9 protein-coding genes are annotated in these 14,879 nt (G+C 34.5%); 3 read left to right on the forward strand and 6 right to left on the reverse strand.

Going from position 1 to position 14,879, the window contains the following annotated elements:
- Nucleotides 1-7: 7 nt before the first annotated feature.
- The 6 genes from ACFS3A_RS07240 to ACFS3A_RS07265 all read right to left on the reverse strand — a co-directional run bounded on the left by ACFS3A_RS07240 (nucleotide 8) and on the right by ACFS3A_RS07265 (nucleotide 7,896).
- Nucleotides 8-2,248 (reverse strand): multicopper oxidase family protein, encoded by a 2,241-nt coding sequence (locus ACFS3A_RS07240; protein ID WP_379824688.1) that lies wholly within the window; start codon nucleotides 2,246-2,248, stop codon nucleotides 8-10.
- Between the two features lie 210 nt (nucleotides 2,249-2,458).
- Nucleotides 2,459-4,993 (reverse strand): heavy metal translocating P-type ATPase, encoded by a 2,535-nt coding sequence (locus ACFS3A_RS07245; protein WP_379824690.1) that lies wholly within the window; start codon nucleotides 4,991-4,993, stop codon nucleotides 2,459-2,461.
- Between the two features lie 449 nt (nucleotides 4,994-5,442).
- Nucleotides 5,443-6,003 (reverse strand): helix-turn-helix domain-containing protein, encoded by a 561-nt coding sequence (locus ACFS3A_RS07250; protein ID WP_379824691.1) that lies wholly within the window; start codon nucleotides 6,001-6,003, stop codon nucleotides 5,443-5,445.
- Between the two features lie 2 nt (nucleotides 6,004-6,005).
- Entirely contained in the window at nucleotides 6,006-6,533 is a 528-nt protein-coding gene (locus ACFS3A_RS07255; protein ID WP_379824692.1) for a DUF3347 domain-containing protein, read from the reverse strand.
- A 99-nt stretch (nucleotides 6,534-6,632) separates the two neighbouring features.
- Nucleotides 6,633-6,992 carry a hypothetical protein gene (locus tag ACFS3A_RS07260; RefSeq protein ID WP_379824693.1) on the reverse strand — a complete coding sequence of 120 codons (360 nt, stop codon included), beginning with the start codon at nucleotides 6,990-6,992 and terminating at the stop codon, nucleotides 6,633-6,635.
- A 70-nt stretch (nucleotides 6,993-7,062) separates the two neighbouring features.
- Nucleotides 7,063-7,896 carry an AraC family transcriptional regulator gene (locus ACFS3A_RS07265; protein WP_379824694.1) on the reverse strand — a complete coding sequence of 278 codons (834 nt, stop codon included), beginning with the start codon at nucleotides 7,894-7,896 and terminating at the stop codon, nucleotides 7,063-7,065.
- Between the two features lie 101 nt (nucleotides 7,897-7,997).
- Here ACFS3A_RS07265 and ACFS3A_RS07270 point away from each other — a divergent pair, with 101 nt between their 5' ends.
- The 3 genes from ACFS3A_RS07270 to ACFS3A_RS07280 all read left to right on the forward strand — a co-directional run bounded on the left by ACFS3A_RS07270 (nucleotide 7,998) and on the right by ACFS3A_RS07280 (nucleotide 14,851).
- Nucleotides 7,998-9,164 (forward strand): MFS transporter, encoded by a 1,167-nt coding sequence (locus tag ACFS3A_RS07270; RefSeq protein ID WP_379824695.1) that lies wholly within the window; start codon nucleotides 7,998-8,000, stop codon nucleotides 9,162-9,164.
- Nucleotides 9,165-9,779: 615 nt separating this feature from the next.
- The gene (locus ACFS3A_RS07275) at nucleotides 9,780-13,022 is read left to right on the forward strand and encodes a SusC/RagA family TonB-linked outer membrane protein (protein WP_379824696.1); all 3,243 of its coding nucleotides are present in this window, start codon (nucleotides 9,780-9,782) and stop codon (nucleotides 13,020-13,022) included.
- Nucleotides 13,023-13,039: 17 nt separating this feature from the next.
- A complete protein-coding gene (locus tag ACFS3A_RS07280; protein ID WP_379824697.1) occupies nucleotides 13,040-14,851 on the forward strand; it encodes a RagB/SusD family nutrient uptake outer membrane protein in 1,812 nt (603 codons plus the stop codon).
- Nucleotides 14,852-14,879: the final 28 nt, after the last annotated feature.

Consider the following 14,879-nt stretch of genomic DNA (forward strand, 5'->3'; position numbering starts at 1 on the left):
TGTAGTATTAATAATTCAAATTAACCCCAAAACCAATTCCCATATCGCTGTCATAATGCGTTGTGATTCCGAAGTTTCTAGCGACAATATATTTAAGTCCCGCCATATATTCTTTATCCGTATTCCACATTAAATTCATTCGAAGTCGTTGCGAAATCGGAATGTCTTTTCGTTCAAATTGTACTCTCACATTTCCATCCGTATAAACCTCAACTTGTGCTTTTATAAGCATTGGTAAAGTATATTCCGCACCGATGCTGAAAACCGAACGATTGTCTTTGGTATTTTTTTGTCCGAAAAGATTCTGTTCCTGTTCGTCCATTCCCATTTTTCGATAGCGCCAGTCAAAACCAATAAAAGGCATTAACCATTGATTTTTTCCGATATAACGACCAATATGAGTTTCGGTTTCATAACCGTGTTTGTCATTGTAACCTAATCTCCATTCCGTTCCAATGCTCCAACGTGTATTGCTGAACATCGCTTCACCGTCATTTCCATTGGTTGCAAAATCATTTTCTGCCATAAAATGAAACATTCGATCATCCATTTTCAACATTTTGAAAGCCATTTCCGGATGATGAATCAACGGATTTGGAGCTGAATTTTCATAACTAAAAATTCTTCCCATTCCAGCCATCATGTGATACAAAATATGACAATGAAAAAACCAGTCGCCATCAGCATTTGCCTGAAATTCGATCGTATCGGTTTCCATTGGCATAATATCAATTACATTTTTCAGAGGAGAATAGTCGCCGTGTTCATTCAAGATTCTAAAATCATGTCCATGTAAATGCATTGGGTGGCGCATCATTGATCCATTATATAAAACGATACGAACGTTTTCTCCTTTTTTGATTAAAATTTTATCGGTTTCAGAAACTACTTTATTGTCCAAACTCCAAACGTAGCGATTCATATTTCCAGAAAGTGTAAAACGCAATTCTTTTACAGGAGCGTCTTTTGGAAGATTGGTTTTGAAAGGAGATTTCAGCATTCCATAATTCAGAGTCACAATTTCAGAAGTTTCGGTGCTGTCACTTTCCATCTTCATATCATCCATATTATGATTGGAATGATCCATCGCAGGTTTTGCATTTTCATCTTCCCCAGAAATTTCCGGATACATTACGGCATTCATGTCCATTTTGTTCAGAGACATATTCATACCCATATCGTTCATTTCGCCATTCATTTTCATCATATCGTTCATCATTTTCATACCTTCAAAATATTTTAGTTTTGAAAGATGATGAACAGGCTGTTTTTCTCCATTTCCTAAAAACAAAGATGCAGATCCCGTTCTGTCTTCGGCTGTAGCCAAAAAAGCAAAAGATTTATGATCTTCTGGAATTGTAACGACAATATCATAAGTTTCAGAAACGGCAATAATTAAACGATCGACTTCTACAGGTTCAACATCATTTCCGTCGCTGGCTACAACGGTAATTTTTCCTCCGCCATAAGTCAGCCAGAAATAACTCGAAGCGCCTCCATTTGCAATTCGTAATCGAACTTTTGAGCCGGGTTTCAGGTCTGAAATCTGTTGCTCGTTTTTTCCATTAATGAGAAACTTTTCATAATAAACATCGCTGACATCCATAGCATTCATTCGTTTCCATTCGTTGGTAACTTTGGTTGAAAAATGCCCTTTTTTCAAAGCTTCGGAATAACTTTGCGTTGTTCCTTTTTTGATAGCAAACCAATCATTGGCATTGTGCAACATTCGCTGAATATTCTCTGGTTTAAGATCTGACCATTCGCTTAAAATAACCGGAATCGTTGGCAAATCATCAATTCCTTTTCGAATAGTTGGATCGTCTTTTTTCTTGTTGATGATAAAAAGTCCGTACAAACCAATTTGTTCCTGTAAGCCCGAATGACTGTGATACCAATACGTTCCATTCTGAATAATCGGAAAAGAATATTTATGAGTTGTTCCGGGTTCAATAGGCATTTGAGTTAGATAGGGAACTCCATCTTCTTTATTAGGAAGAAATAATCCGTGCCAATGCATCGAAGTCGTTTCTTTTTTTAATTCGTTATGAACGTAAATTTCGGCAATATCACCTTCGGTAAAAGTCAGAGTTGGCATTGGAATTTGTCCGTTTACAGCAATCGCACGTTTTTCTTTACCTGAAAAATTGACAATCGTATCACGAACGTGTAAATCGTAACGCACTACTTTTTGGGCCTTTAACTGAAAAGCAATTAAGAAAAATATAAAGAGGTATTTGATTTTCATGATACATTATAATTTTAAATCGTTGGTCTACATTGAACACAATTTATTTTTAACACGTAGAGATATTCCCGATAGCTATCGGGATTCTGTCTAAAAAAAGAGCATAAAAGAAACTAGTTTCCACACATAGCTATGTGTATTTATGCAAGTGAAACGCCTTTACCACAATGCAAAGCTATGTTTCTATGTGTTGAAATAATTACGCCTAACCTACAATTTTAGATTTCTCAATCGCAAAGCATTTACGATTACCGAAACAGAACTCAAACTCATTGCCACCGCAGCCAACATCGGCGAAAGCAAAATCCCTAAAAATGGATATAAAATCCCAGCTGCAATTGGCACGCCTAAAGTATTATATATAAAAGCAAAAAATAAATTCTGTTTGATATTTGACATTACCGCATGGCTGAGGTTTTTAGCTTTTACGATTCCGTTTAAATCGCCTTTTACCAAAGTGATTTTAGCGCTTTCTATCGCAACGTCAGTTCCTGTTCCCATTGCAATTCCGATATTGGATTGAGCCAAAGCAGGTGCATCGTTAATTCCGTCTCCAGCCATGGCTACAATTTTTCCTTGTGATTGAAGGCGTTCAATTTCTTTTAGTTTATCTTCTGGAAGACAATCCGCTTTAAAAGAACTCAAATGCAAATGCTCCGCAACAGCTTTTGCTGTGTTGTGATTATCGCCCGTCATCATGATAACCTCAACGCCTTGCGCAATTAATTCTTTAATGGCTTTTGCACTGTTTTCTTTAATAGCATCGGTAATCGCAACATAACCTAAAACTTCTTTTTCTATAGATATATAAGAAATAGTTTTTCCAAGATTTTGTTCAGCAGTTACTTTTTGTTCTAAATCATTAGAAATAGAAACACCGATTTCATCCATTAATTTTTTATTTCCTAAAGCGACTTTTTTGTTTTCGATAGTTCCTAAAACTCCTTTCCCAGCAATAGTTTCAAAACCTTGAACTTCTTTGAATGAACTATTTTTTGATTTCGCGAAATTGACTACGGCCTGCGCCAAAGGATGTTCGCTATGCTGATTTAACGAAGCAATATTTTGAAGCAGGAAATTTTCCTCATTATTAACCGAATATATTTTTTCTACAGATGGTTTTCCTTCCGTAATGGTTCCCGTTTTATCGGTAATTAAAACATCAATTTTATTCATGTTTTCCAGAGCTTCGGCATTTTTGATCAGGATTCCGTTTTGTGCCCCTTTCCCAACGCCAACCATAACTGACATCGGAGTTGCCAATCCAAGCGCACAGGGACAGGCAATAATTAATACGGCAATTGTATTGATCAGTCCGTAAACGTAAGCGGGTTCTGGGCCAAATTTTGCCCAAAGAAAGAATGTCAAAATCGAAATAATAACAACTGTCGGTACGAAATATTTAGAAACTCGGTCGGCTAATTTCTGAATTGGCGCGCGAGATCTGCTGGCGTCATTTACCATTTGTATAATTTGTGACAACATAGTTTCTGAACCTACTTTCTCAGCAATCATAACAAATGACTTTGTACTGTTTATCGTTCCTGAAATTACTATGTCGCCTGTTTTTTTATCAACAGGAATAGGTTCTCCCGTAATCATAGATTCATCGATACTGCTTTCACCAAAATAGATTTTTCCATCAACGGGAATTTTCTCTCCGGGTTTTACTCTTAATAAATCGTCTTTTTGGATAGTGTGAATGGAGATTACTTTATCAATTCCTTTTTCTACTAAAGTCGCTTCGGTCGGAGCTAATTTCAATAATTCTTTTATCGCCCCGTTTGTTTGTCCGTGTGCTTTGGCTTCCAATAATTGTCCTAGTAAAACTAAAGTGATAATTACAGTCGCTGCTTCAAAATACAAATGAATCGTTCCGTGATGCGATTTGAATTCGTCTGGGAAAATATCAGGAAAAAACATTCCGACAATACTAAATAGGAAAGCAACACTGGTTCCGATTCCAATTAAAGTAAACATATTTAAATTCCAAGTCACAATCGATTTGTAAGCGCGAATAAAAAACATCCAGCCCGCATAAAACAAAACAGGAATTGAAAATAAGAATTGAACCCAATTCCATTTTTCAATAGACATTATATTGTAAAGTGGATTATTCGGAATCATTTCTGACATTGAAATAATGAAAATAGGAAGCGTAAACAAAATCGAAATTTTCATTTTCTTCAATAAATCAGAATAGGTTTTGTTTTCTTCACTTTCAGAAGCCTGCATCGGAACCAAATCCATTTCGCAAATCGGACAGTCGCCAGGTTCGTTTGAAACAATTTCCGGATGCATCGGACAAGTAAATTGTGTTGTAGTTATTGCAACTTGAGGTACCAAGTCCATTCCGCAAACTGGACAGTCTCCAGGTTTGTTATAGGTTTTATCTCCTTCGCAATGCATTGGACAGTAATAAACGCCATTTGCACTCTTCTGATGCATTTTTTTTGTTTCTGATTTATGTTGGTCATGATGCTCTTTTTTGTGACCTGAACAGCATAATTTAACAGCTGATTCTCCATGATTTTTAGGAGAATTCATTTCGATAGTATAATTTCCTGCAGCAGACAAAACCTCTTGAAATTTTTCTGTCGGAACATGCTTTTCCATTGTTATGGTAGCCGTTGGAGGATTTAGTGTTACTTCTGCCTGAACGCCTTCAACTTCATTTAAAGTTTTTTCTACTTTAGTTCGGCATCCATTGCACGACATTCCTGAAATTATATATTGATGAGTCATTGTATTGGTTTTTAAGTATTACAATGCAAATTTCTTAACTATTGTCGAGTTTGATTTGTAGAATTTTGGGAATGATTTGTAAGATTTACTAAATTTTATTTAACCGCAAAGAGCGCTAAGATTTACGCAAAGGAGAATAAGTTTTTTTTATTTGAGATTTTTAAAAGTTCGCAAAGCTTTGTGTAGATTACTTTGCGAACTGTATTTAAACATAGCCCAAGGTTTCAACCTTGGGGACGTATTGTGATGAATTTGCTTTGAGATAATTATTAGGTACTGATGATTGTGTTCCAATGGTTGAAACCATTGGCTATGTTTACAATCTTTGGAATAAAATTTTCATGCAGATATCGCAGATTAATTTGCAAATAAATATCTGCCGAATCTGCTTAAATCTTTAAAAATCTGCGTGAAATAATAACTTTGCGCCTCTGGGGCTTTGCGAGAAATTATATATTTTCGATCTGAATACGTTTTTTTTCTTTCAATTGTTTGAATGAAGTAGGAGTGTAACCCGTAATTTTTTTGAATTGATTGCTTAAATGCGCTACATTACTATAATTTAAAATATCAGCAATTTCACTTAGCGAAAGCTCATTGTAAATCAATAATTCTTTTACTTTTTCAATTTTCTGACTGATGAAATACTTTTCAATTGTAGTGTTTTCTATTTCAGAGAATAAATTGCTCAGGGAATTGTAGTCCTGATTTAGATTTTCAGCTAAATGATCAGACAAATTGATTTTAAGATCATTGTTTTTATGATGAACTAAATCGACGATTAGATTTTTTATTCTTTCTACCGTTTTTGTTTTTTTATCATCGATTAAATCGAAGCCTAAAGCTTGTAGATTTTCTAGTAAAATTTCCTTCTGGTTGTTGCTGATTTCTTCTTTCAGTTCTACTTCTCCCAATTCTACAGCAATAGTTTGAAGTCCGAGTTTTTCAAACTCAGACTTCACAACCATTTTGCATCGGCTGCACACCATGTTTTTGATGTAAAGCTTCATATTTATTTGATTGTTTCAACCACGTTTCCACAAGTCAACATCGAAGAACCATAATATGGGTTTTTCACTGCTTTTTCTTTGCTTAACCAATCAGCATCTGCCATTGGGCAATATTGTTTGTAGATTGGTTCGGTTGGACTTGAAACTTTTATTAAGTCATAAGTTCCTTTAGATAAAGATTTAAAAGTCTCACGTTGTTTTTTAAGATCTGTTGTTGCTGAAATACTTTTAGCGTCGGCGGTTAATTTCTTTACCACTTTCATCCAAACAGTATGTTCGTTGCTTTTTAGTTTATCCATTTTTACCGCTGTAATAGCAGTTAATAAAGTTGCAGCTTTCGCCGAAGTCAGTTTGCTGTCACTTTTAATAAGGGCATCTTTTACAGTAAAGTAAGCATCGAAAACAGATTGTAATTGAGAGTCGGCAATTTCGATTGTTGTTGCTTCAGTATTATTTGTGCTTGCCTGAATAATAGTTGTAGAAAATAATACTGCGATTGTTGCTGTTAAAGCTATAATTGATTTTTTCATTGTATTTGTATTTGATAAAGAATTTTGAAATTCCTTTAGATTAATTTAAAATTTTTGGATTCAAAAAAGACCCAATATGGGCTGTCATAAATGCAATAATTATATTTTCGGCTTCAGCCAAATGGAAGTAAAACCAGAAGAAATGGTTATTTCTGGGTAATAAGAAAAAGTATTTTTTAAACCGAAATTGAACACATCATTTTGAAAATCAAAGTTATTTGAAGTCAAAATAACAAATTGCAGTGCAGAAGTTGTACAGCCCGAATGGCGGCATTTTCCATCACAATTATGCTTTTCTTGTTTTGAGGTTTTCTTTTCACAGCATTTTTTAGAACAGCTGTTTTCATCTTTTTGAGTCATTTCTTTGTGATGTCCATTATTGCATGCATAAGTATAACCCGGATTCAAAAAGAAACTAAGTGTTATAAAAAGTAGTATTATATGGATTTTCTTTTTCAAAGAAATTGTTTTTAGAAATACAAATTTAACTAAAAATGTTCGAGTAAATCACTATTTAAGATTTTGCTAACTAGAGTTTCTTATAATCGGTTGGTTTCATGTTTTTCCGTTTTTTGAAATAGTTTGTCAAATGACTTTCATCGGTAAAACCAAATTCGTACGCAATTTGTTTAATCGGCAATTGATTGTTATGAAATCTTTTTTCGATTAAGGTAGTTCTTAAGTTATGAATGTATTCACGATAACTAACACCAAAAGTTCTCTTGAAATAAGCACTGAAATAGGTTTGTGCTATATTAAAATGAGCGGCAATTACTTTGATCTGAACCAATTTTGGCTGATAAATATTCTGATGAATATAATTGGAAATTTGTTCATTATCCAAATGTGTCGATTTCATTTGTAAATTCATACCTCGAATGGTTTCCTTAATTAAACCAAAAATCGAAAGAATCTGATAGAATACAATTGGAGAAGTGGTAACATCGATATACTTACCATAAGTTACAATGTTTTCTACTGTGTTTTTGAGAATCGTTTTGCAAGGTTCATCAAACTTTAAAACGGTCTCTTTTAAAATTTTATCTCTCATGAAACTTTCGGGAGTATTGACCAAAAAGTCATCGCAGGTCAGATTCTGTTTCGAGTTGAAATAATTATCTGTGAATTTAATGAAAATGAATCCTGTACTCTTCTTGATATCAAAATAATGTTCGTCGTCTGGCGAAATTACAAAGAGATCTCCCGCTTTGTAAGGAAGAAGATTGTTGTTTAAATGATGAACACCGCTTCCTTTTTTGATGTAGATAATCTCATAGTAGGTATGTGTATGAGGCGGAAGATGAAATTTCTCTTCTTCAAATTCATCAAGTACAAGCGTTTGAAACTGATTTAACTTCGGCATAACTTAAATGTACAATTTTATGTTGTAAATATACAATTTCTATTCCGCTTAACGGTGTTAATTTTGCAACGTAGAAATCATTCCTTTCTACTTTTAATAAAATGAAAAAAAGTCTTATTGCACTCTCATTAGGAGGGTTAACTATTGGAATTACAGAATTTGTAATGATGGGCTTACTGCCTGATATTGCTTCAGATATGAAAGTTTCAATTCCTGTGGCAGGATATTTAATTTCGGCTTATGCACTTGGAGTTGTTATTGGAGCACCTTTATTGGTAATCGCAGGAAGAAATTATGCGCCTAAAAAAATGCTTTTAATTTTAGCTTTAATGCTGGCAGTTTTTAATGCTTTGTCCATTATTGCTCCTGATTATAATGTTTTATTTGCTTCCCGATTTCTTTCTGGATTACCGCATGGAGCATTCTTTGGAGTTGGAGCGGTAGTCGCAAGCCGTTTGGCAGATAAAGGAAAAGAGGCGCAGGCAATTTCTATCATGTTTGCCGGTTTAACAATTGCAAACTTAATAGGTGTGCCAATTGGAACTTATATTGGACATCACTTTATTTGGCGTTATACTTTTGTATTGATTGCTATTGTAGGTCTGCTCACATTTTTAGCTATTTATTTCTGGATGCCGAATCTAGAAAAAGGAGAAAGCGTAAATATGAAAACACAGCTTCAATTTTTTAAGAAAACAGAAGCCTGGTTAATTATAGGTATTACGGCAATTGGTTTCGGCGGATTATTTGCTTGGATCAGTTATATTGCTCCTTTATTGATAAATGTGTCTAAATTTTCTCCAGAAGATGTCTCGTATATCTTGATTTTGGCTGGATTAGGAATGGTTGTAGGGAACTTTGCAGGAGGTAAATTGGCGGACCGATTTTCGCCGGCACCCACTACATTAGCATTATTATTAGTAATGTCAACTGATTTGGTTTTGGTTTATTTTTTCTCTTTTAATCAATACGTATCGTTATTTTTGACATTCTTAACGGGGGCGATTTCTTTCTCTGTTATTGCGCCAATTCAAATGCTTATGATTCGCACTGCAAAAGGAGCAGAAATGATTGCTTCAGCTTCCCTTCAGGGAAGTTTTAATATTGGCAATGCTTTAGGAGCTTTTCTTGGCGGATTGCCTTTGGCGGCAGGATTTAGTTACTCATCACCAAATTTAGTCGGTGTTGTAATGTCAATTATAGGAATGGTTATCACATTCATATTGATGAGATTACACCGTAAACAAGTAACAGTTCAGCATATTTAAAAACATTTTTTACTTCTTTTTGAAGCCCTTAACTTTTGTTTAAGGGCTTTTTTTATGTTCAAGATTGATTGATTTGAGTCTGATATTGTCTTTTTTCTTCTTTTTATAGGAAAATACGCTTTAAAAAACAAGGTGTTTTATTTCGGTTTTTCATTTTTTTTAGCATCTCCTTCATTTTTTAAGTGTAAAAATAACACCTAATAATTTCGTAATTAATATTCATGTAATCGATTGTTTTTTTTATAAAAATAGAATCAAATGAACGATTAGTAATAATATTTTTAATATTTTAAGTTAAGATAAATTATATATCTCACATAAAAAAGCAATAAAAATTTCAATATGTAATTTTTTTTAGCAAATTTTTATGAGAATTTATTTTTCGTTTAAAAAAAATATCTATGTTTGTGTAATCGATTACAACATTTTTTTTGATGTTCGAAATCGATTAAGTGATAAGAACTAAAAAGTAGCAGGAATTAACACTGTTATTTGAGGATATAGGAAAATTAAGAATAAAATAATACCTGTAATAATTTAAAAAATGAATTGAAAGTAACCACAAAAAACCACTTAAACCAAAACGAAAAAAATTAACAACTTAAACAATCAACCATGAACTTTAAAGAACTATTAAACAAAGGAGCAAATTTTTGCTTTAAACTTGTTTTCTTACTGTGCTTTTTGACCGGCAGTCAAATGTATGCACAGGGCACAACTATAGAGGGAACCGTGAAAGACGCCGCAGGACTTTCTCTACCGGGAGTAAATGTCCTGGAGAAAGGAACTAAGAACGGAACCTCTACCGACTTTGACGGTCACTATAAAATAAAATTAACCAATCCGAAAGCGGTATTGAGTTTTTCTTTTATAGGATTTAAGGGTATCGATATTTCTACAGAAGGAAAATCGAAAGTAAATGCAACGATGACCGAAGATTCTAATAACCTGAATGAGGTTGTTGTAATTGGATATGGGACATCTAAAAAATCTGATTTGACGGGGGCGGTAGCTACTATCTCAGGTAATGATTTGAAGAAAGTGCCAGTAGCAAATGTTGCTGAGGCTTTGACAGGTCGAATCGCTGGTGTGCAGGTAACTGCAGCAGAGGGGTCTCCAGATGCAGAGATTAAAATTAGAGTTCGTGGAGGTGGTTCACTTACTCAAGATTCTTCACCATTGATTATTGTGGATGGATTTCCTATTAATAGTATGAATGATATTTCTTCATCAGATATCGATTCCATGACTGTTTTAAAAGATGCTGCTTCAACTGCAATCTACGGATCACGTGGTGCAAATGGAGTAATTTTGATTACTACAAAAAGCGGTAAAGATGGAAAAATGGCGGTGAACTTCAATATGTTCTACGGTATGAAAACAATGGCTAAACAAATTGATGTTTTGGCACCAGAAGATTATACTAAATGGCAATATGAGTATGCTTTACTTTCTCAAAGCGGTACAAAAGTGCCTACTAATCCAGATTCATACACTAAATATTTTGGAAATTGGGAAGATCACGACATGTACAATGGTTTAAAAGGAGATAATTGGCAAAAGCAGATCTTTGGACGTACAGGCGAGGTGCAAAGCCGTGATTTAGGAATTAGAGGCGGAACGGATAAGCTTAATTATAACTTTAATTATGCTCGTTACGATGAAAAAGCAATCATGGTAGGTTCAGATTACAGAAGAAACAACTTAGCATTAGCTTTAAAAAGCAAATTAAATGATAAGATTGATGTAGCTTTTACAATGCGTTATTCAGATACAGAAATTGATGGTGGTGGTGTAAACGAGCAAAACGAAAAATCTTCTTCAGATTCTCGTATGCGTACTATTGTGGGTTACGCACCGCTTCCTGTACAAGGTTTGACATCAGATGATACTACTGGAGACGGAACAGATGTTTTAATAAATCCTTTTACAGCGATATCAGATAATAACGCACAGCAGTTTCGTAAAAACTTTAATATGTTAGGAAGTTTTGGATGGGAAATTGTTGATAATTTGAAATTGAAAGTAGATTTAGGTTTAGATAATTCTAACATTACAGATTATCGTTTTTACGGAAGATCAACTTATTACGTAAATAATTCGCCAACAGCTACTTTACAAGGTTTACCTGCAATGATTATGTCAGATGGCAAACAGAAACGTTTTAGAAATGCTAATACATTAAATTACGACTTCAAAAAAATAATGGGAGAGGATCATCATTTGACTGCTCTTCTTGGGGAAGAAAGTATTACCTATACTACAAATACAATAACAAATACAATACATGGATACCCAAGTTTCTTTGATTTTGAAAAAGCAAAAACACTTACGACACAAGGTGTTCCTCAAGCAGTAGATAATTATTACAGCCCTGATGATAGATTATTATCTTTCTTCGGACGTGCAAATTATGATTACAAAAATCGTTATTTACTTTCAGCGACATTCCGTGCAGATGGATCTAGTAAATTTTTAGGAACAAACCGTTGGGGATATTTCCCAGCTTTTGCAGCAGGATGGAAAATGTCTGAAGAAAATTGGCTAAAAAATAAAACTTGGTTAAGTCTTTTAAAATTAAGAGCGAGTTATGGTGAAGCAGGTAATAATAATATTCCTGTTGGACAGCAAATTCAAATTTTTCAATCTACACCAACAACATGGCTTAATGGAGTTACTAGCGTTTGGGCACCTTCTAAAACAATGCCTAATCCTGATTTGAAATGGGAAACAACAGTTACTCAGAACATTGGTTTAGATTTTGCATTTTTCAAAAATCGCTTAAGTGGTAATTTTGATATCTATAAAAATCTAACAAACGACTTATTGCTTAATTTCCCAGTTTCAGGAGTTGGATATGATTTTCAATACCGTAACATGGGACAAAACCAAAATAAAGGTTTCGAGGCTACTATAAACGTTGTTGCAATTGAAAAAGCGAAATATGGATTGAATTTTTCATTCAACATGGCAGTAAACAAAAATCGTATTAACTCATTGGGTATTATGAATGATTTTGGTGCAGCTACTAATTGGGCTTCTTCACAAATTGGAGATGATTATCTTATAGCGGTTGGTTCTTCTTTAGGAAGTATGTACGGTTACAAAAATGATGGAAGATATGAAGTTTCAGACTTTGATTATGTTGGAGGAAAATATGTCTTAAAAAGTGGTGTAGTGAATACTTCTACTTCTTTAGTTGGTGACGGAAGTTCTCTTAAACCTGGAGACATGAAACTTAAAGATGTTAATGGAGATAACGTAGTAGATGGTAAGGATAAAACAGTTATTGGTAATGTTAATCCTAAAAGTTCAGGAGGTTTTGTTATTAACGGTAACGCTTATGGTTTTGACTTAATGGCGGCTTTTAACTGGAGTATTGGTAATGACGTATACAATGCTGATAAAATTGAGTTTTCTACAGCTACAGCTTCTGGAAAATATAAGAACTTAAATTCTACGATGGCTGATGGAAAAAGATGGACTAACTTAGATCCTGCAACAGGCCAATTAGTAACAGATCCTACAGCGTTGGCAGATTTAAATGCCAATACAACGATGTGGTCTCCATATATGAGACAAGCTATCTTTACTGATTGGGCAGTTGAAGATGGATCTTTCTTAAGATTGAATACGTTGACATTAGGGTATACAATGCCTGAGATGTTTACATCTAAACTTGGAGTTTCTAAATTGAGATTTTACTTGACAGGAAGCAATATTTTTGTTTGGACTAACTATTCTGGTTCTGACCCAGAAGTTTCAACAAAAAGAAAAACTCCACTTACTCCTGGGGTTGATTCGAGTCCTTATCCAAGAAGCAGGCAAATGATTTTTGGTATGAATCTTAATTTCTAATTTAAACGATTACAAAAATGAAACATAAAATAATAATAGCAGGATTGATAATTTCGGGTTTATTTAGTTCTTGCCAGCAATTTGAAGATGATTACCTAGATACACCTGCAAAATCGACACTAGAGCCATCTTTGATCTTTTCTGAAGTAGCACTTGCAAAAGGAGCTATTGATGGAATAAAAGTGCCATTTGCTGAAACAAACTCTTATAGAGGAAGATTTTTACCATATTACGGACTTAATACTGACGTAGAATGGTTTGCTGCTTCACAAACGGCAGGAGACAAAGCAGATCTTTGCGTTTATGATCCTAAGCCAACCAATACCGAAATGAATACTACCAATAATGCTTATGCAATGATGTATCAAGGTATTGAGCGTGCCAATATTTGTATTGTAGGTTTACGTCAATATGGAAACCCTGTGGCTGGTAGCGAAATGGGGCAATTACTAGGAGAGGCTTTAACCCTTAGAGCGATTTACTATGCTGACTTGCTTAAAACTTGGGGAGATGTTCCAGCTCGTTTTGAACCAATATCTACAGCAACTTTATATTTGCCTAAATCAAGCAGAGACGTTATTTACAAGCAAATAATTCAAGATTTGGGAGAGGCATCTACGTTGGTGGCGTGGCCTAATCAAACTTCATATACAAGTACAGTAGAACACGTTAATAAGGCTTTTGTAAAAGGATTTAGAGCACGTTTGGCTTTGGCTGCAAGTGGTTTCCAACAATATCCTGATGGAGTAAGAAGAAGTAATGATCCAGATCTTTCAGTTGCTGCTATGTATGCATTGGCATTAAAAGAATCTCGTGAAGTAATCCAAAGTGGTTCTGCTCGTTTAGAATCTACTTTTGAAGGATTATGGAGAAAATACAACGAAGAAGTTACTACAGCAGGAGGAGAATCTCTATGGGAACTTCCTTTTTCTGACGGACGTGGTAGAATGTTGTTTACGTTTGCTGTAAAACATACTGCTGCTGCAGATCAATTTCAAGCTAATGGTGCTAACCGTGGAGGTGTAGCTGGACCATTGCCATTTGTTTTCTACGATTACGATCAAGCAGATACTCGTAGAGATGTTACTTGTGTACCTTATAAATATGGTGCAGCAGTTAATGGAATTGCAAAACAAGAATTAGGTTCATTAGATACGTGGTATTTTGGTAAATATCGTTACGAATGGATGAAACGTTATGTGACATCTACAAATGATGACGGAGTTAATAAAATGTACATGCGTTATGCTGAGGTACTTCTTATAGCTGCTGAAACGGCAAACGAATTAGAAGGACCAAGTGCAGCAGCACCTTATTTAAAAGAAATCCGCAGAAGATCATTTGCATCAGCTAATCAGGCTGTAAAAGTTGACGCTTATGTAGATGGTTTAACTAGTAAGGATGCAATGTTTAATGCTCTTGTTTTGGAAAATAAATATGAATTTACAGGAGAAATGGAGCGTAAACAAGCGCTTATTCGTTGGAATTTGCTTAAAGTAAAATTAGACGAAGCAAAACAAAAAATGACAGAACTATCAGCTCGCTCAGGACAGTATGCTGATGTGCCAGCAACTTTGTATTATAAATATAAAGCGGATAATGTAAGTTTAGATATTTACGGGCTTAATCGCGGAGAAACTACAAATCCGGGAGTATTGTATTCATCTACTTCATGGACTTGGACAGGCACAGCAGCTGATACTAAGATAGCTTCATTGTACAAACCAGGAGTTAATCCTGATAACAGACAATTTTGGCCAATATGGCAAGTGTTTATTAGTGCAAGTAATGGTCAATTAAAAAATGATTACGGTTATGAAAATCTTTAGAAATTAATAATCAATTAGAAGTTATTAT

The sequence above is a fragment of the Flavobacterium notoginsengisoli genome, from assembly GCF_042686225.1.
In the GTDB taxonomy this organism is placed as follows: domain Bacteria; phylum Bacteroidota; class Bacteroidia; order Flavobacteriales; family Flavobacteriaceae; genus Flavobacterium; species Flavobacterium notoginsengisoli.

Coding starts and splice junctions, on each gene's coding strand:
- ACFS3A_RS07240 (WP_379824688.1), bottom strand. CDS start 2,248: ATGAAAATCAAATACCTCTTTATATTTTTCTTAATTGCTTTTCAGTTA.
- ACFS3A_RS07245 (WP_379824690.1), bottom strand. CDS start 4,993: ATGACTCATCAATATATAATTTCAGGAATGTCGTGCAATGGATGCCGA.
- ACFS3A_RS07250 (WP_379824691.1), bottom strand. CDS start 6,003: ATGAAGCTTTACATCAAAAACATGGTGTGCAGCCGATGCAAAATGGTT.
- ACFS3A_RS07255 (WP_379824692.1), bottom strand. CDS start 6,533: ATGAAAAAATCAATTATAGCTTTAACAGCAACAATCGCAGTATTATTT.
- ACFS3A_RS07265 (WP_379824694.1), bottom strand. CDS start 7,896: ATGCCGAAGTTAAATCAGTTTCAAACGCTTGTACTTGATGAATTTGAA.
- ACFS3A_RS07270 (WP_379824695.1), top strand. CDS start 7,998: ATGAAAAAAAGTCTTATTGCACTCTCATTAGGAGGGTTAACTATTGGA.
- ACFS3A_RS07275 (WP_379824696.1), top strand. CDS start 9,780: ATGAACTTTAAAGAACTATTAAACAAAGGAGCAAATTTTTGCTTTAAA.
- ACFS3A_RS07280 (WP_379824697.1), top strand. CDS start 13,040: ATGAAACATAAAATAATAATAGCAGGATTGATAATTTCGGGTTTATTT.